The sequence below is a fragment of the Telluria sp. ZT3P26 genome, from assembly GCF_059686035.1.
This window is the reverse complement of record NZ_JCASII010000001.1, coordinates 856,089-875,669: the sequence shown is the minus strand read 5'-3', so window position 1 is coordinate 875,669 and position 19,581 is coordinate 856,089. Positions and strand designations below refer to the sequence as shown.

The following is a 19,581-nucleotide window of genomic DNA, read 5'->3' as shown; positions in this document are numbered from 1 at the left end:
TGGCACCATAGATCGTCACAGGGCGCGAACGTAGTAGATTTTCTTGATCCCGCATAAATTATGTAGTAAATTTACAAAACCCTTTTACTGACGCAGATCCGACCCATCATGGCGATTCCCGATTTCGACCTCGTATTCTTTGGCGGCAGTGGCGACCTTGCGATGCGCAAGCTGTTGCCTGCCATGTTCGCGCGCGACGTGGCCGGCGACCTGCCGGCCAGCGCCCGCATCATCTGCGTCGGGCGTGACGACGCCACGCAGGAAGAATTCCTGCACATGGTCGAGACCAACTCCAAGCCGCACATCAAGGAAGCGCCATCTGGCGCTAACTGGGACAAGTTCCTGGGCCGCATCACCTATGTGGCACTGAACGCCACCGATGCCGGCACCTACGGCGATCTGGTCGCCGCCCTGCGCGCCGACACGTCGCTCACTCGCGTGTACTACCTGGCCACGCCGCCGCAGATCTTCGCCAAGATTTGCGATAACCTGGCCGCAACGGGCCTGGCCACGCCCAATTCGCGCGTGGTGCTCGAAAAACCGCTGGGCCGCGACCTGGCCTCGGCCAAGCAGATCAACCTGGACGTGGGCAAGGTCTTCGCCGAATCGCAGATCTACCGGATCGACCACTACCTGGGCAAGGAGACCGTGCAGAACCTGCTGGCCCTGCGCTTCGGGAACATCCTGTTCGAGCCGCTGTGGCGCCGCGAATGGATTTCGGATGTGCAGATCACCATCGCCGAGAAGATCGGCGTGGGCAACCGCATGGGCTACTACGACAACTCGGGCGCGCTGCGCGACATGCTGCAGAACCACCTGCTGCAGCTGCTGTGCATCGTGGCGATGGAGCCGCCGGCCTCGATCGCGCCGGACGCCGTGCGCGACGCCAAGCTGCAGGTGCTGCGCTCACTGAAGCGCTTCACGCCGACGACGCTGACGCACAATATCGTGCGCGGCCAGTACCGCTCGGGCTACATCGACGGCCAGCCGGTGCCGGGCTACCGCGACGAACCGGATGCGCCAAAGAGTTCGCGCACCGAGACCTTCGTGGCGATGAAGGCCGAAATCGACACCTGGCGCTGGGCCGGCGTGCCGTTCTATCTGCGCACCGGCAAGCGCATGTCCGACCGCCTGGCCGAAATCGTCGTGCGCTTCAAGCCGATCCCGCATTCGATCTTCAACCAGCCGACGTCGAGCTTCCAGCCCAACAGCCTGGTGATTCGCCTGCAGCCCGACGAAGGGCTGTCGATGAACCTGATGGCCAAGACGCCGGGCGACTCGATGCGCCTGAAACAGGCCGAACTCGAACTCGATTTCCGCGAGCAGTTCACGTCGCCGCGCATGGAAGCGTACGAGCGCCTGCTGCTCGACGTGCTGCGCGGGCAGCTCACGCTATTCATGCGCGGCGACGAGCTGGAAGCGGCGTGGGAATGGGTCGAGCCGATCCTGGAACACTGGGAACAGGACGACTCCTCACCCGCCCCGTACACGTCCGGCACCTGGGGCCCGGCTGCGGCCAGCGCCCTGATCGGACGCGACGGCTTGCAGTGGCGCGAAGAATCGCTGCCCGAAGACTAAGGCTGACCCATGCTGCTCGACTCGATCCGCACCCAGCTCGACACGCTCTCCAAATCGGAGCGCAAGGTGGCGCTCGCGGTGCTGGCGGCGCCATCAGGCACCGTGAGCCAGAACATCACGGCGCTCGCGCGCAACGCGGGCGTGTCGGAACCGACCGTCGTGCGCTTTTGCCGCACGCTCGGTTACGACGGCTGGCACGAGTTCAAGCTGAAGCTGGCGCAAGGCCTGGCGCTGGCCCTGCCCGGCGCCAACGAGGCGCCGCACCAGGACGACCTGGCGTCGGACCTGATCAACAAGATCTGCAGCCGCTCGATCAACACGCTGCTCGACCTGCGCAACAACCTCAAGCCGGAGTTGGTCCAGCAGGCGCTCGAGATCCTCGCGCGCGCCAACAAGATCGAGTTCTACGGCCAGGGCACGTCCGGCTTCGTGGCGGCCGATGCGCAGCACAAGTTCTTCCGCTCGGGCGTGCCGACGGTGGCCTATACCGACCCGGCGATCCACTCGATCGCCGCGGCCCTGCTGCGCGAAGGCGATGCCGTGGTCGCCATTTCGCAGCGCGGCAACAACCCGGCGCTGACCCGTTCGGCCAAGCTGGCCAAGGCGGGCGGCGCGCAGGTGATCGTGCTGGCGCCATCGGGCACGCCGCTGGCCGAGATGGCCACGCTCCTGATCCCGATCGACCTGGTATTCGCGACCGACCCGTACACGCCGATCTCGGCGCGCCTGGCCTACCTGGTCGTGATCGACGTGCTGGCGGTGGGCCTGGCGCTGCGGCGCGGGCCGGAGTTTCGCAAGAAAATGCAGAACGCGCAGAAGGCGCTGCAGGAGTTCGACATGCAGTTCGATTCGTTCATCGGCTAAAATAGTTTTTTTATTGACCGCCGAATGGCAACGCCATGCACATCAATCCAGAACGCAGCGACCGCCCCGATTACGACCTGCTGGTCCGCCAGGTCACGAGCATCCTCGAAGGTGAACGCGACCTGACGGCCAATGCGTCGCAGTTCTCGGCCCTCGTCTACGACACCATCGCCGACCTGAACTGGGCTGGCTTCTACTTCACCGTGCCGTCCAAAAAAGGCGAAGGCAACGACCTGCTGGTCGGCCCGTTCCAGGGCAAGCCCGCCTGCGCGCGCATCCCGTTCGGGCGCGGCGTGTGCGGCGCCACCGCCGTCAAGCGCGAGACCATCGTCGTCGCCGACGTGCATGCATTCCCCGGCCATATCGCCTGCGATTCGGCGTCGGCCTCCGAGATCGTGATCCCTGTGCTCAAGGACGACCGGCTGATCGGCGTGTTCGATATCGACAGCCCGAAGCTCGAGCGCTTCAGCGACGAAGACCGCGCCGGCCTTGAAGCCATGCTGGCCGCGTTTGTCGCGGGCACCGATTTCTAAGCCTATTCAAGAGACCACCATGAACCAACTCGAACAGCTCAAGCAATTCACCACCGTCGTTGCCGACACCGGCGACTTCCAGTCGATCAAGGCGTACACGCCGCAAGACGCGACCACCAACCCGTCGCTGATCCTGAAAGCCGTGCAAAAGCCGGAATACCGTCCACTGCTCGAAAAAGCCATTGCCAACGCACCCGACGCATCGATCGACGGCATCATCGACAGCCTGTTGATCGCCTTTGGCGTGGAGATCCTCAAGTTCGTGCCGGGCCGCGTTTCGACCGAGATCGATGCCGCGCTGTCGTTCGATACCGAGGCCACGGTGGCCAAGGGCCGCGAACTGATCGCGCTGTACGAAGCGGCCGGCGTGTCGCGCGAGCGCGTGCTGATCAAGATCGCCTCGACCTGGGAAGGCATCCGCGCCGCCGAGATCCTGGAAAAAGACGGCATCCACTGCAACCTGACGCTGCTGTTCTCGCTGTGCCAGGCGGTGGCCTGCGCCGAAGCGGGCGTCAAGCTGATTTCGCCGTTCGTCGGCCGCATCTACGACTGGTACAAGAAGTCGACCGGCATCGATTACCAGGGCGCCGACGATCCGGGCGTGCAGTCGGTCAAGGGCATCTACCAGTACTACCGCAAGTTCGGCTACGCCACCGAAGTGATGGGCGCCAGCTTCCGCAACACGTCGCAGATCCTGGAACTGGCCGGTTGCGACCTGCTGACGATCTCGCCGGACCTGCTGCAAAAGCTGGCCGACAGCGACGCGCCGTTCGAGCGCAAGCTGGTCAAGGACGACAGCGCGAATATCGAGAAGATCGCGATCGACGAAAAAACGTTCCGCTTCATGCTCAATGAAGATGCAATGGCAACCGAAAAGCTGGCCGAAGGCATCCGCGCCTTCGTGGCCGATTCGATCAAGCTGAAGGTAATGATCGAAGGCATGCGTTAAACACGGTGAACACAGCTGGGGTCAGGTCTGACATTCGGACACGACCTCAGCCTTAGCCACTTCCAACACAGCCGCACAGCCGGCACAGCCGGGGTCAGGTCTGACATTCAGACACGGCCTCAGCCTTAGCAACTCCCAATGTTGTCTCACTTGGTATTGGCATGGCCCGCTGCCAGCTAGTTCCGGCTGACCGGACTGTCCAGCTCGTGTCCGAATGTCAGACCTGACCCCCGCTTCTTCTTCAAACTGTCGAGGTCGTGTCCGAATGTCAGACCTGACCCCCGCTGTTTCATTTGGATAGCCAGGGTTAGCGGGTTCGCAAGCCGGCGATGTAGGTGTCGATCAGTTCAGCGCCCAGGTCAACCAGTTCGAATGCCCCCGGCTCGAAAATCCAGTTGCGGATCAGCCCGTCGAGCATGACCCACATGCACATCGATGCGTTGCGCGGATCGACGCTGGCCGGCAAGGTGCCCTCGGCCTTGGCTTGTGCGAACTGATCCTGCAAGCGGCCGCGCCAGCGCGCTACCGATTCGCGCTTGTGCGCACGGGCCGAATCGACTTCGTCGGTAAATTCGGTCTTAAGCGTCGCGATTTCGAATACGCGGCGTGCTTTCTCGTCACCCTCCACGATCTGCAGCACCGCCATCATTTCGTCGCGCAGGCTTTGCAGCGGGTCGGTGGGCGCGCGCTCGCCGGCCAGCTTGACGGCGGCATCCATCGGCATCGTGGCGCGCTCCATCATGGCGCTGAACACGGCGCCCTTGTCGACAAAATGCCAATAAATCGCCCCGCGTGTCACGCCCGCTGCGGTAGCAATATGCTGTAAAGTTGTTCTCGAAACGCCATGTTTTGCGAACAAAATTTCTGCTGCGTCAAGGATGCTATCGCGTGTTGCGGCGGCTTCTTCTTTCGTCCTGCGGACCATATTCGGGGGTTACTCCAAAATTACAAGGGGGCAAACATTTTACATACAGTCGTGATAGTATATAAAACTATTTGCAAAAGCCAGTGTTGATCTCACCCTTCGCCATGTTTTCCTGAGCGGTGTGTGGCATCAACGCGTTACTAACTAGAAGGAAGCACACGTAATGCGCCCTGCCCAATCCTCGTCCCCGTCCCTGACCCGGGTCGCTGCCGCCACTCTGGCAGCCCTGGTTCTGTTGTCCGCCTGCGGCAAGAAAGATGCAGCACCAGCCGGCGCCGCCCCAGGCGGCCAGCAAGCTCCCGCCGTCCAGGCTGGTGTCATCACCACCAAGATCGAAACCGTCGCATTGCAGACCGAGCTGCCAGCCCGCGTCGAGGCCATCCGTACCGCCCAGGTTCGTGCCCGCGTCGATGGCAATGTCCAGAAACGCCTGTTCACCGAGGGCAGCATGGTCAAGCAGGGCCAGGCGCTGTACCAGATCGACGCTGCGCCGTACCAGGCCCAGGTCGCTTCCGCCCAGGCTGACCTGGCGCGCGCCCAGGCCAATCTGGTGGCGGCCAAGTCGATTGCCGATCGCTACAAGCCACTGGTCGAAGCCGCTGCCGTCAGCAAGCAGGAATTCGACAACGCCGTCGCGGCGCAACGCCAGGGTGAGGCCGAAGTGGCCGCAGCCCGCGCGCAGGTCCGTGTGGCGCAGATCAATTTGGGCTACACCAACGTCAACGCACCGATTTCCGGCCGCATCGGCCGTTCGCTGGTCACCGAAGGTGCGCTGGTCTCGGCAACCCAGTCGACCGAGCTGGCCCTGATCCAGCAGACCGACCGCATGTACCTGAACATCACCCAGTCGGCGAACGACCTGCAGCGCCTGCGCAAGCAGGCCGGCGGCAGGATCGATGCCGAGCTGCCGGTCACGGTCGTGCTCGACGACGGTACCGTGTTGCCGCGCAAGGGCAAGCTGCTGTTCTCGGACGTGACTGTCGACGAAACGAGCGGCCAGGTCACGCTGCGCGCCGCCATCGACAATCCGGACAACGCCCTGCTCCCGGGCCAGTACGCACGCGTGCGCCTGTCGCAGTCGGAAACGCGCGGCATCCTGGTGCCGCAGCAAGCGGTCACCCGTGGCGGCCAGAACGGCGATACCGTGATGGTCATCGGCGCCGACAACAAGCCAGTGTCCCGCACCGTCAAGATCGCTTCGCAGCAAGGCGAGAGCTGGATCGTCACCGACGGCCTGAAAGAAGGCGAACAAGTGATGGTCGACGGCTTCCAGAAGCTGCAGATGCTGCCGCCAGGCACCCCGGTCAAGCCAGTGCCATGGACCCCGGTCGCCGCCCAGGCCCCGGCCCAGGCTGGTGCCCCGGCTGCCCAGCCGAACGCTGCCGGCGCCCAGGCCGCCGCCGGCGCGAATGCTCCCGGTGCGCGCACCCCGAATTCCGGTTCGCCGGCAGCGGGTGCAACGACCCCGGCCAACAGCAGCCGCTAAGAATAAAACGAACAGGACTTTTCAATGGCACGTTTTTTTATTGACCGCCCAATTTTTGCATGGGTGATCGCGCTGTTCATCATGGTGCTGGGTACTGTTGCGATCAAGCAGTTGCCGATCGCCCAATACCCATCCGTGGCGCCACCCGCGATCGTCGTCAACGTCACCTACCCGGGTGCGTCGGCGCAGACTCTGGAGGATTCCGTCATCTCGATTATCGAACGCGAGATGAACGGTGCCCAGGGCATGATCTACATGGAATCGACCAGCCAGGCCAACGGCACTGGCTCGATTACCATTTCCTTCGAGACCGGCACTGATCCGGAACTGGCCCAGGTTGACGTCCAGAACCGCCTGTCGCGCGCGACCCCGCGCCTGCCGCCGGCGGTGACGCAGCAAGGTGTGCGCGTCGACAAGTCGCGCTCGAACTTCCTGCTGTTTACGATCCTGTCGTCGGACGATCCGAAGATGGACAATATTGCGCTGGGCGACTACGCTTCGCGCAATGTGCTGCCTGAAATCCAGCGTATTACCGGCGTTGGCCAGGCCCAGCTGTTCGGTACCGAGAAGGCCATGCGGATCTGGATCGACCCGACCAAGCTGGTCGGCTTTAACCTGTCGCCGGCCGACGTCACGAGCGCGATCTCGCAGCAGAATGCCCAGGTCGCATCGGGCACGATCGGCGATCTGCCGATCGCGCAAGGCCAGCAGATCAGCGCCACCGTCATCGTCACCGGCCAGTTGTCGAACGTCGAACAGTTCGGCAATATCGTGCTGCGCGCCAACCAGGACGGCTCGACCGTGCGCCTGAAGGACGTCGCCCGCATCGAAGTCGGCGGCCAGTCGTATGCCACCTCGGCGCGCCTGAACGGCAAGCCATCGGCCGGTATCGGCGTGCAGCTGGCACCATCCGGTAACGCCCTGGAAACCGCCGATCTGATCAAGGCCCGCATGGCCGAACTGCAGAAGCTGTTCCCGGCCGGCGTGAAGTACTCGATCCCTTACGATTCGACCACCTTCATCTCGATCTCGATCGAGCAAGTGGTCCACACGCTGATCGAAGCGATCGTGCTGGTGTTCCTGGTGATGTACCTGTTCCTGCAGAACTTCCGCTATACGCTGATCCCGACCATCGTGGTGCCAATCGCACTGCTGGGCTCGTTCGCCTGCCTGCTGGCGATGGGCTTCTCGATCAACGTGCTGACCATGTTCGGCATGGTGCTGGTGATTGGTATCGTCGTCGATGATGCCATTGTGGTGGTCGAGAACGTCGAACGCATCATGAGCGAAGAAGGTCTGCCGCCGCTCGAAGCAACACGCAAGGCGATGGGCCAGATTTCGGGCGCCATCATCGGCGTGACCGTGGTCCTGATCGCCGTGTTCGTGCCGCTGGCCTTCTTCGCCGGCGCGGTCGGCAACATCTACCGCCAGTTCTCGGTGGTCATGGTCACCTCGATTGCCTTCTCGGCGTTCCTGGCGCTGTCGCTGACCCCGGCGCTGTGCGCGCACCTGTTGAAACCCGTCGAAGCCGGTCACCACAATGACAAGAAGGGCTTCTTCGGCTGGTTCAACCGCAAGTTCACCACCGGCGCCAAGAAATACGAAGGTTTTGTCGGCGCCCTGATGCGGCGTGCCGGCCGCTGGATGGTCGTGTTTGCCGTGCTGGTCGTCGTGGTCGGCGTGATGTTCACGCGCCTGCCGAATTCGTTCCTGCCGAACGAAGACCAGGGCTATGTGATCGCCAACGTCCAGCTGCCGCCAGGCGCGACGGCCGAACGTACCGGCGCCGTCATGCGTGCAATGGAAGAGTTCGTGATGAAGCAGCCGGAAACGGCGAACATCGTGGCCCTGACCGGCTTCTCGTTCTCGGGCCAGGGCCAGAACATGGGTCTGGCGTTCATCCCGATGAAAGCGTGGGACGAGCGCAAGGGTGATGGCCAGGACGCGCAATCGTTCGCAGGACGCATCATGGGCCACATGGGCGCGCTGCGCGACTCGTTCATCTTCGTGGTGAGCCCGCCGCCGATCCCGGAACTGGGTACCGGCACCGGCTTCTCGTTCCGCCTCCAGGATCGTGCCGGCAACGGCCACGCTGCCCTGCTGGCCGCGCGTAACCAGATGCTGGGCATGGCGTCGCAGAGCAAGATCCTGACGGGCATGCGTCCGGAAGGCCTGGAAGATGCGCCGCAGCTCAAGCTGAACATCAACCGCGACAAGGCGCAAGCCCTGGGCGTGAGCTTCGCCGCGATCAATACGGCGCTGTCGACGTCGATGGGTTCGTCGTACGTCAACGACTTCCCGAACGCCGGCCGCCTGCAGCGCGTGATCGTGCAGGCCGATGCGCCACAGCGCATGCAGCCGGACGACCTGCTGCGCATCAACGCGATGAATACCCAGGGCCAGCCGGTGCCGCTGTCGTCGTTCGCGACGACCGAATGGACCACCGGCCCGATGCAGACCAACCGCTACAACGGCTATCCGGCGATGAAACTGACCGGTGAAGCCGCGCCAGGTTACTCGAGCGGCGAAGCGCTGGACGAAATGCAGCGTCTGGCAGAACGCCTGCCGGCTGGTTTCTCGTACGAGTGGACCGGCCAGTCGCGCGAGGAACTGCTGTCGGGTTCGACCGTGTTCATCCTGATCGGCTTTGCACTGCTGGCCGTGTTCCTGGCTCTGGCCGCGCTGTATGAAAGCTGGACCATCCCGGTGGCCGTGCTGCTGGTGGTACCGCTGGGTATTCTTGGTTCGCTCCTGGCGGCCAATATGCGGGGCTTGTCGAACGACGTCTACTTCAAGGTCGGCCTGATCACCATCATCGGTCTGGCGGCGAAGAACGCGATCCTGATCGTCGAATTTGCCAAGGACCTGCAAGCCGAAGGCAAGTCACCGTTCGACGCGGCGCTCGAAGCGGCCCACCTGCGCTTCCGCCCGATCATCATGACCTCGCTCGCCTTCATCCTGGGCGTGCTGCCACTGGTACTTGCAGGCGGCGCCGGTTCGGCATCGCAACGCGCCATCGGTACCGGCGTGATGGGCGGTATGATTACGGCGACCGTGCTCGGCGTGATCTTCGTGCCGGTGTTCTTCGTCGTGATCCGTACGCTCTTCAAGGGCAGCGAACGCCAGAACAAGATGTACGCCCACGCGCAGGAAAAACAGCATGCCCTGGAAAAACAGGAACGCCAGGCAGCAGAAGAAGGGAAACAACCATGATCAAGCACATCAAACTGATCGTCACGCCACTGGCGCTGTCGATGGCACTCGCCGGCTGCATGTCGCTGGCGCCGGACTATGAGCGCCCTGCTGCCCCGGTGGCAAGCGCCTTCCCGGCCGTGCCACAGGCGGCCACGGCATCGACCAGCCCGGTGATCGCCCAAGCGCCGGCCGCGGTCGCCTGGCAGCAGTTCTTTGCCGATCCGCGTCTGCGTCAGCTGATCGACCAGGCACTGGTCAACAACCGTGACCTGCGCATCGCCATTGCCAACATCGAGCAGGCACGTGCGCAATACCGCATCACGCGCGCCGATCGCCTGCCATCGGTGGGCCTGGGCGTCAGCGGTAGCCGCCGTACCGTGGGCGAAGACCAGCCGATCGAAAGCACCTACCAGGCCGGCCTGCAGGTCACGTCGTTCGAACTCGACCTGTTTGGTCGGGTGCGCAATCTGTCCGAGGCCGCGCTGGCGCAATACCTGGCCACCGAAGAGGCGCGCAAGACCACGCAGATCAGCCTGATCGCGTCGGTCGCCAACGCCTACCTGCAACTGCTGGCCGACGAAGAGCTGCTGCGCATCACGCAGGACACGCTCAAGACGCGCCAGGATTCGGACCGCCTGACGCAGCTGCGTTTCGAAAACGGCGTCGCATCGCGCCTGGACATCCAGCAATCGCGTTCGCTGGTTGAAACGGCCCTTGCCACGCTGGCGCAGCAACAGCGCTTCCGCGCCCAGGACATCAACCTGCTGACGCTGCTGGTCGGCCAGCCGCTGCCAGCCGACGTCTCGACCGGCGCCACGCTGGCCAAAACCGAGCTGCCCGACCTACCAGCCGGCCTGCCATCGGACCTGCTGGCCAACCGCCCGGACATCCGTGCGGCCGAGCAAGAGCTGATCGCGGCCAACGCCAACATCGGCGCAGCGCGCGCGAACTTCTTCCCGCGCATCTCGCTGACGGGCAGCGCCGGCAGCGCCAGCACCGAGCTGTCGGGCCTGTTCGAGAGCGGCACCTGGGGCTGGTCGTTCGCACCGCAGGCGATCTTGCCGATCTTCGACTACGGCCGCAACACCGCGACGCTGGGCGCCGCCCGTGCCCAGCGCGACATCGCCGTGGCGCGCTACGAGCAATCGATCCAGACCGCGTTCCGCGAAGTGGCGGACGCCCTGGCTGGCCAGGCGACGTACAGCGAACAGCTGCGCGCGCAGGCAGCCGTGACCGAAGCCGAAGCCGACCGCTTCAACCTGTCCGACCTGCGCTTCCGCAGCGGCGCCGCCAGCCAGCTCGACCTGCTCGATGCACAGCGTTCGCTGTTCCAGTCGCAGCAGTTGTCGGTGCAGGCCAATCTGCTGCGTTTGCAGAACCAGGTCGCGTTGTATCGCGTGCTTGGCGGTGGTTGGGTGGAACCGGCGGCGCAGGCTGATGGGACGCCGGTGGCGGCGAGGTAAATGCGACGCTGCTGCTGAAGTGAATGAAAACCGGGCCTGCGTGGCCCGGTTTTTTTTTGCACGTAAAGGTTGGCTTGGAAGGTAGGGGCGCGTGGCTCGCCCTAGCTGTGAGTGAAGGTTGCAATGGTCGAAATTAACGTAGCGCCGCAGCTGGTTTGATGGCCGTTATAAGCAACTGGATTGCCATTGATCGTGTGCATGGACTCGCCCTCCACAATGGTGCCGTTACCGTGGATCGGGCATGCACATTTGTCGCCAATGCAGGCGACGGCGATGCCACCAACGGTGAAAGACGTAGCAGCGACAGCAGTGACCTTGCCGCCATGGCTGGTGGGATCGTTCAGGCGGATGACGTTAGGCATGGCTGTCTTTCACCGAATTACTTTCGCCCCCGCTGCCTGCCTCACCATCTGGAACTATTGGCACTTCATAGGAGCGCAATTTCCATTCGACCACCGCCGCTCGATGAACGTCACCGATCAGTTTTCTCAGCAGACCGACATTGCCGAAGAGAAGAACTGATGGAATGTTTTCGCCCTTCTTAAATAATCGAACTCGATCTCCAGCGATACGCCTTTTGTCAGCACATGCCCAAAAGCCGGTTTGCGGGCATATTTCTCCTGACCTGCTGACAGTACCTAAAGGAGCTTTTGACTTTGCTTCATGAGAAATGGTTGCATCGCCTGGCTTACGCAAACTAATAGTCTCAATTAGCATATCCCATAGAGCCAGAGCCTCTGTATCGTTGATGCTTGGTTTCACGGCGCTTTTTGCATTATTACTGACACCCGAATCCAACCGAATATCGAACTCGGGGTGGAATGGATCATTAACTTTCCCTACGCTATGAAAGCGAAACTCGTGCACTGATGCGGCGCTTTTATAAGCAGGCGTTCGATACGCAACCTCCTGTCCGCTCAAGTCAGCAAGCTGTCGAAGTTCCTCACGCAACACCTTAACGCGAGAAAAAACAACCCCTAATCCTTCAATTTCGGCGCTCTCCCTGGCTTTCTCGTGCAATAATTTTGGATTTGCAGACTCTTGCAAAAATTCTAAGTTTTTATGTGTATCAATTGACAGGTGCACATCTGGATATTCTTTCAGTCTGATACCAATAGTGGCTCTTTCATATTCATACGTCCCGGAAACAAATCCTCTCTCAATACACATTCCTTGTCCGGCAGGTATTTCCTCTTCCCTGCGATATTTCAATCTAGTAGCGACTGCGTTTATTTGATCGATTATATTTATATTTGGCAAAATCCCGTCAACACTTTGAACAAATAGGTGCGCATCCACTGGAACGTAGGAAGTTATTGTATAACTAACCTGATCTTTCGAACCAAACACTATTTTTTGTCCCGATCTCTGCCCATCCAAAGATTTTCCAAATAGTGGTAGAGAAGCAATCCCGGCCTCATCCAAAAATTCACGCTCACTCTCCACCTCAAGCATTTTCGAATTGACGTAATCGCTAATTTTGTTTGCTTCTCCTTCAAGATAATTTATCTGAGTAGCTACTTCAGCAGGTCCATATACGACTGTCGCCGTCTCTGGTACTTTTATCAAAAATCTCCCAAAGCAAACTATCTTGGTCTTTGCAAAAATAGTCTGCAGGCGGACTGGGGTTTCTTCCACAATATTCCTCGAGTCATTTTCTGATGAAATATTTGATTCATCGAATAAATATAAAAAACCCACCAATGTTAAAAATAACAGAAAATACATTCCTGTCTTTTTAAATCGCATTATTTTGACCATTTCATCGTCGAGATTATTTTCAACAAACTGTAGATCGTTGCTGCTATCACAGCTTCATTACTGTAGCTACCTTGGTGCTCGTAACCTGTCTGACGAAAAATCCCCTTAAATTTCCCACAACGAAGTTGCGCATCCGCAGAATGCGCTGGGACTGTCTGATCACCTGGGTCAACAGGTTCGCACAATGTTGCATTTACTGAAGATTTCAGGGTTTCTTTTTTAGATTGGGAGGGTGTTTGATGCATTACCAAAGTTCCCTTACCATCGTCTTGTGAAATTTTCAAATTTTCACAATCCTCCAAAGCTGATGTAGTTTTAAGTTCCCAGACAACCTTGTGCCATGCTCGCATTTCTGGATCTGCCCCATAATGGGCATAGCTTTGTTCGTGAAATGTGTCCGCGATTGAGTTATGAAAAGCTTTAGCTCCATCAAGAAGCTTATACGCCCTCTCCAGGGTGCGGCCGGGCAAGCGAGAAGGATTGATCCACTCTTCTTTCAATAAACAAAACCATTTATCGCTGACCTTATATATTTCTTCGTAGGGATCTCCCTGTATAGGCAAACTCTTTATCACTTTGTTTTCATGAACTAACTGAAGCCAATTATTTCCATAGGCTTGGCTAGGCAGCAACTCCAATCCGCCCTGCGAATTACCAAGAACAGGTGTCACATGATCACCTGTAGCTCCGAGTACTTTTACCGACGTACCGTCACCCTCAAATCCACAACGCATTCTTTTATAGGCAGCTCCAGCTCCAGTTGTGGGCATGACTCCATGAATTACCCCCAATACTTTATCGCCTGCATTTCCCATTTTTGAATGAATAGCCGCACGGGCAACGAGCCCGCCCATCGAATGAGTAATTAGTATAACTTTCTCGCACTGATACCCTTGACTTTGATAGGCGCTTATTAGATTGTTAATTCTTTTTGCGACGACAATTCCGGATTCCTTATTGCTTTTGAGCCAGTTATATCCCATGGCATGTACAGGGAACCAGCAGCCCTGAAGAGAATTTCGCATCATCTCCTCATTGATTGCTATCAATTTTGGAATTGCATTCGCCTCCCATTTGGATGGACAAATGTTCGCTATCGAATTTATGAGGTAAGAATCCTTGAAGTTTTTGGAGAAGGATGCATTTAACCGGACTTCACATGCACTGAGAATCTGCTCATAACTGCTTGAAAATACCTCTCCCCATCCTCGCTCTCGAGCTTTTTGATCTCGCGTTTTAGAATTTGGCATTCCGGGCTTGTCGCTTTGAAGCAAAGGACCATTGATACTCCTCCAGCTCCCAGAGTATTGACTGGAAAAATGACAGCTTTTATTTCTCATGTCAGCGGTTTCATTAGGATCACCAGTAATACTATTTTTCGGATCGTAAATATCAAGTTCAGTAGACATGGGATCAAAGTTCAACTGCCGTTCAGCCGCGGTACTATCTTTCATAGGAACAGTTACAAATAGATTGTCAGGCCTCCAAGCTATATTGTTTTTTTTGTTTAATTTCTTCTGCCGATCACTACTCATCCTTAAATTCGAACCCATTATTCCAGGAATGAAAATTATTGGCATCAATCGCTTGGGCGGTACGTTGTGAACCTGAGGCGACCGATCTTGATTGGGAGTCACGAAACCATGCGCCATCTTTCCAGTTTTTTCCTCGGGTTTTATCGGAAGTTTGTAACCTGCAAGCTTGTTGCCAGTAATCATCGCCTCACCTGTGGTTTCGATATCAAAATTTAGTCATCAACGGTTTCAATTGTGAAATTCGCAAAAGGAACTTCAGAAGTGAATTTTTTTGTCATCCCTTCTGTGTCTGTCCGCCCTTCAATGATCTGCCCATCTTCTAACACGACCCGATAATGTTGATCCGCCAAAGGTTCACCCGTACTCATATCAACCACTCGCACACGTTGATCATGATTTAAAGCACTTTCCGGCATGTCTAGCGACCTGGAAACTCCATCCCCTGCACCTGAAAATTCTGCTTTAGCCGACTTGACCATAAAACTCCCAGTGCACTGATGCGTAATGGCTCCATCCCCAAACGCCGCCTGCGCGCCCTGCGTCACCACGGTCACTTTCGGGGCCTGCAAAACGATCTCCTCCGTCGCCGTCAGAACAATCCTTTTCGACGACGTGATCTCGACGTTGTCATCCTGAGCAACAATCTCCACCTTCCCGCTTGCCGCAACAAGCTTGGTTCCGAGCGAATGCGCAAACAGACTAATCCCTTGCAATGCATGCAGCATCAGTTTGCGACCAGCAGATAGCTGAGTATTCCGAACACTGACCAGATCCACATGCGTCTGCGCCCCGATCGTGACGCCAGCCTGACTGCCAATGATCACCCCCGCCGGTGCCTCGATGGCGACAACGGGCGCACCGGTCCCTGCCGCAGCTTGCCGCGCCGTATTGCTGCCCTGCTCCCACTGTTCCAGATGCGACTTCACCTGCGACAACGACTCGCCTTCTACCGCATCTGTTTCATGGGCCTCGGCCAGCTCGGCCAACTGCTTTTGTACACTCGACAGCGCCTCGGCCAGTCCAATCAAGCCATCCCGATCCAGCTGCCGTCCCGCCGCTCGCAACGACGCATCCGCGCTGATCAGGACGCCTTGACCACCGCGCAGTGCCAGTGCTGCGTCTGTCCGCAATTCAGCGCCTTCGCCACGTGGCACGGCGGCACCATTGCAGCGTGGCTGCGTGAGATAACCCAGGTTGAGTTGACTGTGATCGTGTTCGCTCCCGATCTGCGCACTGATTTGTCCCGGCGTATCGTCCATGCGCAGTTGATTCGCGCGTCCCCCCTCGCCTTCCCGGCTTACGATTCCCGATAGATGCCTATCCCCGGGCAGGACGCTGGTATGGCTGAAGGCCGGGGGCGGTGTCCGGTATCCATGAACGCTGCCAATCACGAGAGGCTTATCCGGGTCGCCTCCCAAAAATACGACGACAACTTCATCGCCTGCGCGTGGCAGCGAGATCGCGCCATATCGGTTGCCTGCCCAACCGGTCGCAACACGCACCCACGCCGAATCCCGGTCGCTATCCGATGTGCCTGCACCGCTGGCATGTTCATGGTCTTGTGCGCGACAGGCGGGAAATCGCAGCTTGATTCTCCCCAGTGCGTCGCAGTAAATCTCTTGATTCGCAGGCCCGACAACGATGGCGGTTTGCGGCGCCGTTCGTGGCAGATCGATGCGTGGATCGAAGGCAGGAATGATTGGAATGCCGCGTCGTACGCAAGTGAATCTATTGGTATAACGTGCGCCCCGCTCGGCGCTGGCGCGTACCAGATCACCGCTCCAGCGATTCAGCGCGAATAAGCGGCCAGCGCGTTCATTCAAAGTCGTGGGCAGGTTGTTTTCAGCTTCCACCTGCAATTCGGTGCAGACAAAGTCACGCTGCGCTTCCGGATGCGAATCGATTTCACGGTGCCCGGTTATCCTGCGCCACTGCCCGACACGCATGTCGCGGTCGCCGCTTTCTCCCTCGAAGAACTTGGCTTCATACTCCTTGCGCTGGATGCGCGCAAGGCCAAGGTAGCGATAGTCGTCCGAATTCTCGCCCGCGTGCGGTGAGTCGATGAGGTAGTCATCAAGGGAGGCGGCGAACCGGTTGCCTGTCGCGCCCTGATTCGTCAGGCTCGTATCCTGGCTGGTCATCGACCAGGCATGCCGATAGTTCCAGCTCTGGCGTTCCACGCGCCCGGCGGTCAACTTGCGCACTGCATGCCAGGCAGTGATGCTGTCGCGTTGCTCAGTAGCGTCATCGCGGTGGTAACGTGCCGGGCCGGCTGGGTTCTGTTCCAGTGCGTTTGGTTGGTCGAACAGCACCAATGTATGAGTGGGCGTGTCGTCGCTTCCGCGTTCATTCGAGGCACCAGCGCGGATAAACCATGCGATGCCGCGCCGTTTCCATAAGCGGCGCAAAAATGCGGCGTTGGACTCGTTATATTGCATGGTGAATTCGCGGGCCGGATACACCTTGAGCCCGCTGAGGTCGAAGCGGAATGCAGCACTGGCAATGGGATTGGATTGGCACCACTCGCGAAGCATGATATTCGTGATATCGACCTCACTGCGATTGCGAAACACCCGCGTATTGGAGGTTTCCTCCAGCAGAGAAATCGCGTCACGGACGATCAACTGGTAAGTCGCCAGACCGCCATCGCTCTGTCCTTCCGTCACGCCTCCGACAATGCCGCAGACGGTGCGCAGCGATCCGGTATCAGTAACGAACTGCAGCTCGACCGGATTGGCAATGAAATCCTTCAGGGGCAACCCGGCCTTGAGACATACGCATTGCAGCGCGTATTCGATCCCGCCGCACATCGTCTCGACACCGCTCACATACTTCACCAGCAGCAGGTCGTCGACAATGCCGTTGGCGCCCGACAGACGAAGACGAATGGCGCGTTTCGCATCCGACAATCCCATGACGCTCGCAGCGATTTGATCGAGTTTCACTGTCTTCGCCTCACGATGACCTCCGCAGATCACACGGCAACGCCCGATCTTAGCGATGCGAAACTGTCGTGAAATTGATGATGCGCAACGTGTCGACGGTCATCGTTCTCGTTGTGGCTTTCATGCCGCAGTGCCCAAGCGCAGCGCGTGCGCCAGGCCCTTGCAGCAATGCGCGATGACCCAGATGCGCCAAGGGCTGGCAATCTCGGCTTACGTGATGGGCTTGATGCTCTCGAGCAATGACGATGGCGCTGGCAGCGCCGGTATGACGACCTTGCTGATCACCGGCAGCGGCTTTGCCGACTACCCCTATTTCCATACCGCGCCGTTGACTGCCGATGAGAAAACCGAGATGCAGCAGCCAGGCGAATTCGATGGCCTGGCCCGCGTCGTGGCCGGCCTGACTCGCACTCTCACCGCGATGGCAGGTGTGGTGCAAGCTTGAAGACCCAAGACGCTTACTCAGCCAAGAACATTTCCTGCAAATCGTTCAGAAAACGCTGGCCCAATTCGGTCGGCTTGATCAGCTTGTGATCGCGATAAATCAACCCCTTGGCCTCAGCCTCGTTGAGCGACTTCGTGATCGTGTTGATGCTCATCCCGGTGCGCGCGCCGAACAGGTTCGGATCGAAGCCACCGGTCAGGCGCAGCGTGTTGAGCATGAATTCGAAGCCCATGTCGTTGCGGCCGATCTCGTGCTCTTCCTGTACCGGATTGCCACGCTTTGCTGCCTCGATGAACGACGCCGGCTGCTTGTAGCGGGCCTGGCGCAGGATGCGGTGCGGGAACGAGATCTTTGAATGCGCGCCGGCGCCGATGCCCAGGTAGTCGCCGAACTGCCAGTAATTCAGGTTATGGCGTGCGCGCCGGCCGGCGCGCGCGTAGGCCGACACTTCGTAATGATCGTAGCCGGCCGCGCCCGTCACCTCGGCGATCATGTCCTGCATGTCCGCGCTCAGGTCGTCGTCCGGCAGCGCCGGCGGGTACTTGGCGAAGACCGTGTTCGGTTCCATCGTCAGGTGGTACAGCGACAGGTGCGGCGGCGCGAATGCGAGCGCCGTTTCCAGGTCGTGGCGCGCCTCGGCCAGCGTCTGCGATGGCAACGCGTACATCAGGTCGAGATTGAAGTTGTCGAACGTGTTTTTCGCAATCTCGACCGCGCGCAGCGCTTCGTCGCCGTCGTGAATGCGCCCCAGCGCCTTCAGGTGCGCCGGGTTGAAACTCTGGATGCCAATGGACAGGCGGTTGATGCCGCTCTCCCGATAACTCTTGAAGCGCTCGGCCTCGAAGGTGCCGGGATTGGCTTCCATCGTGATCTCGGCGTCCAGTTCCAGTGGCAGCAGGGTGCGCAGGTCGGACATCAGGCGATCCAGCCCCGCCGCTGACATCAGGCTCGGCGTGCCGCCGCCAATGAACACGGTGTGGATCTTGCGGCCCCAGATCAGTGGCAGCGACTGTTCCAGGTCCAGGCGCAGCGCGTCGAGATAATCCTTCTCGGGCAATTCTCCCTTGCCTTCGTGCGAATTGAAATCGCAGTACGGACATTTGCGCACGCACCATGGCCAGTGCACGTACAGCGACAGCGGCGGCAGCGCCGTCAGGTTCAGCGCGCCCGGCTGCAGGTATTGCAGCGCGGCCGTGGCGGGCGAACGGGGCTCGCCGGCCAACGGTTGCGGTACATTCTCGCCGACGAATTTAATGGGGATCATGTCAGGTGTTTTTCAGTTTCTCGACCAGCGCGCGCAGCGCCTGGCCACGGTGCGACAGCGCGTTCTTTTCGGCGGGCGCCAGTTCGGCCGTGGTCTTGCCCAGCGACGGGATCAGGAAGTACGGATCGTAGCCGAAGCCATTCTCGCCGCGCGGCGTGGCAATGATTTCGCCATTCCAGCGGCCGTCGGCGATGATCGGCTGCGGGTCTTCCGGGTGGCGCACATACACCAGAACGCAATAGTAATAGGCTGACTTGTCGCTGAGCGTGGACAGGTCGGCGACGAGCTTGCGGCTGTTGTTGGCGTCGGATTTCGGCTCGCCGGCGTAGCGGGCCGAATACACACCAGGCGCGCCGCCAAGCGCATTGACGCAGACGCCGGAATCGTCGGCCAGCGCCGGCAAGCCGGTCAGGCGCGACGCATGGCGTGCCTTGGCCAGCGCGTTTTCAACGAAGGTGCCGAACGGCTCTTCTGCTTCCGGGACGTCGAATTCGCCCTGCGGATGCAGGTCGAGGCCGATCGGGCCGAGCAGTTGGGCGAATTCCTTGAGTTTACCGGCGTTGTTGGAGGCGAGGATCAGGCGCTGGGTCATGGTGGTCACGGTGCTGGTGAGGAAACCGGTCATTTTACCGGCTTCG

At 59.5% G+C, this 19,581-nt stretch carries 15 protein-coding genes and 1 pseudogene; 8 read left to right on the top strand and 8 right to left on the bottom strand.

Annotation, left to right across the window (positions count from 1 at the left end; all coding sequences use genetic code 11):
* The first annotated feature begins 108 nt into the window (after positions 1–108).
* The 4 genes from zwf to tal are packed head-to-tail and all read left to right on the top strand — an operon-like array spanning position 109 to position 3,924.
* Complete coding sequence (zwf, locus tag AC56LN_RS03860) at positions 109–1,578, top strand: glucose-6-phosphate dehydrogenase (RefSeq protein WP_499570027.1); 1,470 nt, start codon at positions 109–111, stop codon at positions 1,576–1,578.
* 9 nt (positions 1,579–1,587) lie between these two features.
* Complete coding sequence (locus tag AC56LN_RS03855) at positions 1,588–2,442, top strand: SIS domain-containing protein (RefSeq protein WP_183555662.1); 855 nt, start codon at positions 1,588–1,590, stop codon at positions 2,440–2,442.
* A gap of 35 nt (positions 2,443–2,477) precedes the next feature.
* On the top strand, positions 2,478–2,975 hold the full coding sequence (locus AC56LN_RS03850) for a free L-methionine (R)-S-oxide reductase MsrC (RefSeq protein ID WP_332531379.1): 498 nt from the start codon (positions 2,478–2,480) through the stop codon (positions 2,973–2,975).
* A 19-nt stretch (positions 2,976–2,994) separates the two neighbouring features.
* Positions 2,995–3,924, top strand: coding sequence for a transaldolase (gene tal / locus AC56LN_RS03845; RefSeq protein WP_499570026.1), 930 nt, complete (start codon positions 2,995–2,997; stop codon positions 3,922–3,924).
* A gap of 307 nt (positions 3,925–4,231) precedes the next feature.
* Here the strand turns inward: tal and AC56LN_RS03840 are convergent, their stop codons facing one another.
* Positions 4,232–4,723, bottom strand: coding sequence for a TetR family transcriptional regulator C-terminal domain-containing protein (locus AC56LN_RS03840; RefSeq protein ID WP_499570777.1), 492 nt, complete (start codon positions 4,721–4,723; stop codon positions 4,232–4,234).
* Positions 4,724–4,849: pseudogene (locus tag AC56LN_RS03835) on the bottom strand (TetR family transcriptional regulator); the annotation flags it as partial. It abuts the gene before it with no gap.
* A 163-nt stretch (positions 4,850–5,012) separates the two neighbouring features.
* Between AC56LN_RS03835 and AC56LN_RS03830 the strand changes: the two are divergent.
* Genes AC56LN_RS03830 through AC56LN_RS03820 form a run of 3 tightly spaced genes read left to right on the top strand, consistent with a single transcriptional unit; the run spans position 5,013 to position 10,993 of the window.
* The gene (locus AC56LN_RS03830; protein WP_499570025.1) at positions 5,013–6,335 is read left to right on the top strand and encodes an efflux RND transporter periplasmic adaptor subunit; all 1,323 of its coding nucleotides are present in this window, start codon (positions 5,013–5,015) and stop codon (positions 6,333–6,335) included.
* A 24-nt stretch (positions 6,336–6,359) separates the two neighbouring features.
* Positions 6,360–9,548, top strand: a complete 3,189-nt coding sequence (locus tag AC56LN_RS03825; protein ID WP_499570024.1) for an efflux RND transporter permease subunit — start codon at positions 6,360–6,362, stop codon at positions 9,546–9,548.
* On the top strand, positions 9,545–10,993 hold the full coding sequence (locus AC56LN_RS03820; protein ID WP_499570023.1) for an efflux transporter outer membrane subunit: 1,449 nt from the start codon (positions 9,545–9,547) through the stop codon (positions 10,991–10,993). Before AC56LN_RS03825 ends, AC56LN_RS03820 begins: the two co-directional genes overlap by 4 nt.
* Before the next feature lie 101 nt (positions 10,994–11,094).
* Here AC56LN_RS03820 and AC56LN_RS03815 read toward each other — a convergent pair whose 3' ends face one another.
* From AC56LN_RS03815 to AC56LN_RS03800, 4 genes are read right to left on the bottom strand one after another with little or no spacing between them, the layout of a single operon-like run.
* Entirely contained in the window at positions 11,095–11,355 is a 261-nt protein-coding gene (locus AC56LN_RS03815) for a PAAR domain-containing protein (RefSeq protein ID WP_499570022.1), read from the bottom strand.
* On the bottom strand, positions 11,348–12,742 hold the full coding sequence (locus AC56LN_RS03810) for a T6SS immunity protein Tli4 family protein (protein WP_499570021.1): 1,395 nt from the start codon (positions 12,740–12,742) through the stop codon (positions 11,348–11,350). Before AC56LN_RS03810 ends, AC56LN_RS03815 begins: the two co-directional genes overlap by 8 nt.
* Entirely contained in the window at positions 12,742–14,472 is a 1,731-nt protein-coding gene (locus AC56LN_RS03805) for an esterase/lipase family protein (RefSeq protein ID WP_499570020.1), read from the bottom strand. The genes AC56LN_RS03810 and AC56LN_RS03805 overlap by 1 nt, the downstream gene beginning before the upstream one ends.
* Positions 14,473–14,501: 29 nt before the next feature.
* On the bottom strand, positions 14,502–17,234 hold the full coding sequence (locus AC56LN_RS03800) for a type VI secretion system Vgr family protein (protein WP_499570019.1): 2,733 nt from the start codon (positions 17,232–17,234) through the stop codon (positions 14,502–14,504).
* Between the two features lie 175 nt (positions 17,235–17,409).
* Between AC56LN_RS03800 and AC56LN_RS03795 the strand changes: the two genes are divergently transcribed.
* On the top strand, positions 17,410–17,679 hold the full coding sequence (locus AC56LN_RS03795) for a hypothetical protein (protein WP_499570018.1): 270 nt from the start codon (positions 17,410–17,412) through the stop codon (positions 17,677–17,679).
* A gap of 13 nt (positions 17,680–17,692) precedes the next feature.
* Here AC56LN_RS03795 and hemW read toward each other — a convergent pair whose 3' ends face one another.
* Both hemW and rdgB read right to left on the bottom strand, forming a co-directional pair.
* Positions 17,693–18,943 (bottom strand): radical SAM family heme chaperone HemW, encoded by a 1,251-nt coding sequence (gene hemW / locus AC56LN_RS03790; RefSeq protein ID WP_499570017.1) that lies wholly within the window; start codon positions 18,941–18,943, stop codon positions 17,693–17,695.
* A 1-nt stretch (position 18,944) separates the two neighbouring features.
* The gene (gene rdgB, locus AC56LN_RS03785) at positions 18,945–19,535 is read right to left on the bottom strand and encodes an RdgB/HAM1 family non-canonical purine NTP pyrophosphatase (RefSeq protein ID WP_499570776.1); all 591 of its coding nucleotides are present in this window, start codon (positions 19,533–19,535) and stop codon (positions 18,945–18,947) included.
* Positions 19,536–19,581 lie beyond the last annotated feature (46 nt).

Excerpts from the sequence above, each read along its gene's own strand:
- hemW (WP_499570017.1), bottom strand. The coding sequence starts at position 18,943 with ATGATCCCCATTAAATTCGTCGGCGAGAATGTACCGCAACCGTTGGCC.
- rdgB (WP_499570776.1), bottom strand. The coding sequence starts at position 19,535 with ATGACCCAGCGCCTGATCCTCGCCTCCAACAACGCCGGTAAACTCAAG.
- AC56LN_RS03825 (WP_499570024.1), top strand. The coding sequence starts at position 6,360 with ATGGCACGTTTTTTTATTGACCGCCCAATTTTTGCATGGGTGATCGCG.
- zwf (WP_499570027.1), top strand. The coding sequence starts at position 109 with ATGGCGATTCCCGATTTCGACCTCGTATTCTTTGGCGGCAGTGGCGAC.
- AC56LN_RS03795 (WP_499570018.1), top strand. The coding sequence starts at position 17,410 with ATGACCCAGATGCGCCAAGGGCTGGCAATCTCGGCTTACGTGATGGGC.
- AC56LN_RS03830 (WP_499570025.1), top strand. The coding sequence starts at position 5,013 with ATGCGCCCTGCCCAATCCTCGTCCCCGTCCCTGACCCGGGTCGCTGCC.
- AC56LN_RS03815 (WP_499570022.1), bottom strand. The coding sequence starts at position 11,355 with ATGCCTAACGTCATCCGCCTGAACGATCCCACCAGCCATGGCGGCAAG.
- AC56LN_RS03820 (WP_499570023.1), top strand. The coding sequence starts at position 9,545 with ATGATCAAGCACATCAAACTGATCGTCACGCCACTGGCGCTGTCGATG.
- AC56LN_RS03850 (WP_332531379.1), top strand. The coding sequence starts at position 2,478 with ATGCACATCAATCCAGAACGCAGCGACCGCCCCGATTACGACCTGCTG.
- AC56LN_RS03855 (WP_183555662.1), top strand. The coding sequence starts at position 1,588 with ATGCTGCTCGACTCGATCCGCACCCAGCTCGACACGCTCTCCAAATCG.
- tal (WP_499570026.1), top strand. The coding sequence starts at position 2,995 with ATGAACCAACTCGAACAGCTCAAGCAATTCACCACCGTCGTTGCCGAC.
- AC56LN_RS03810 (WP_499570021.1), bottom strand. The coding sequence starts at position 12,742 with ATGCGATTTAAAAAGACAGGAATGTATTTTCTGTTATTTTTAACATTG.
- AC56LN_RS03805 (WP_499570020.1), bottom strand. The coding sequence starts at position 14,472 with ATGATTACTGGCAACAAGCTTGCAGGTTACAAACTTCCGATAAAACCC.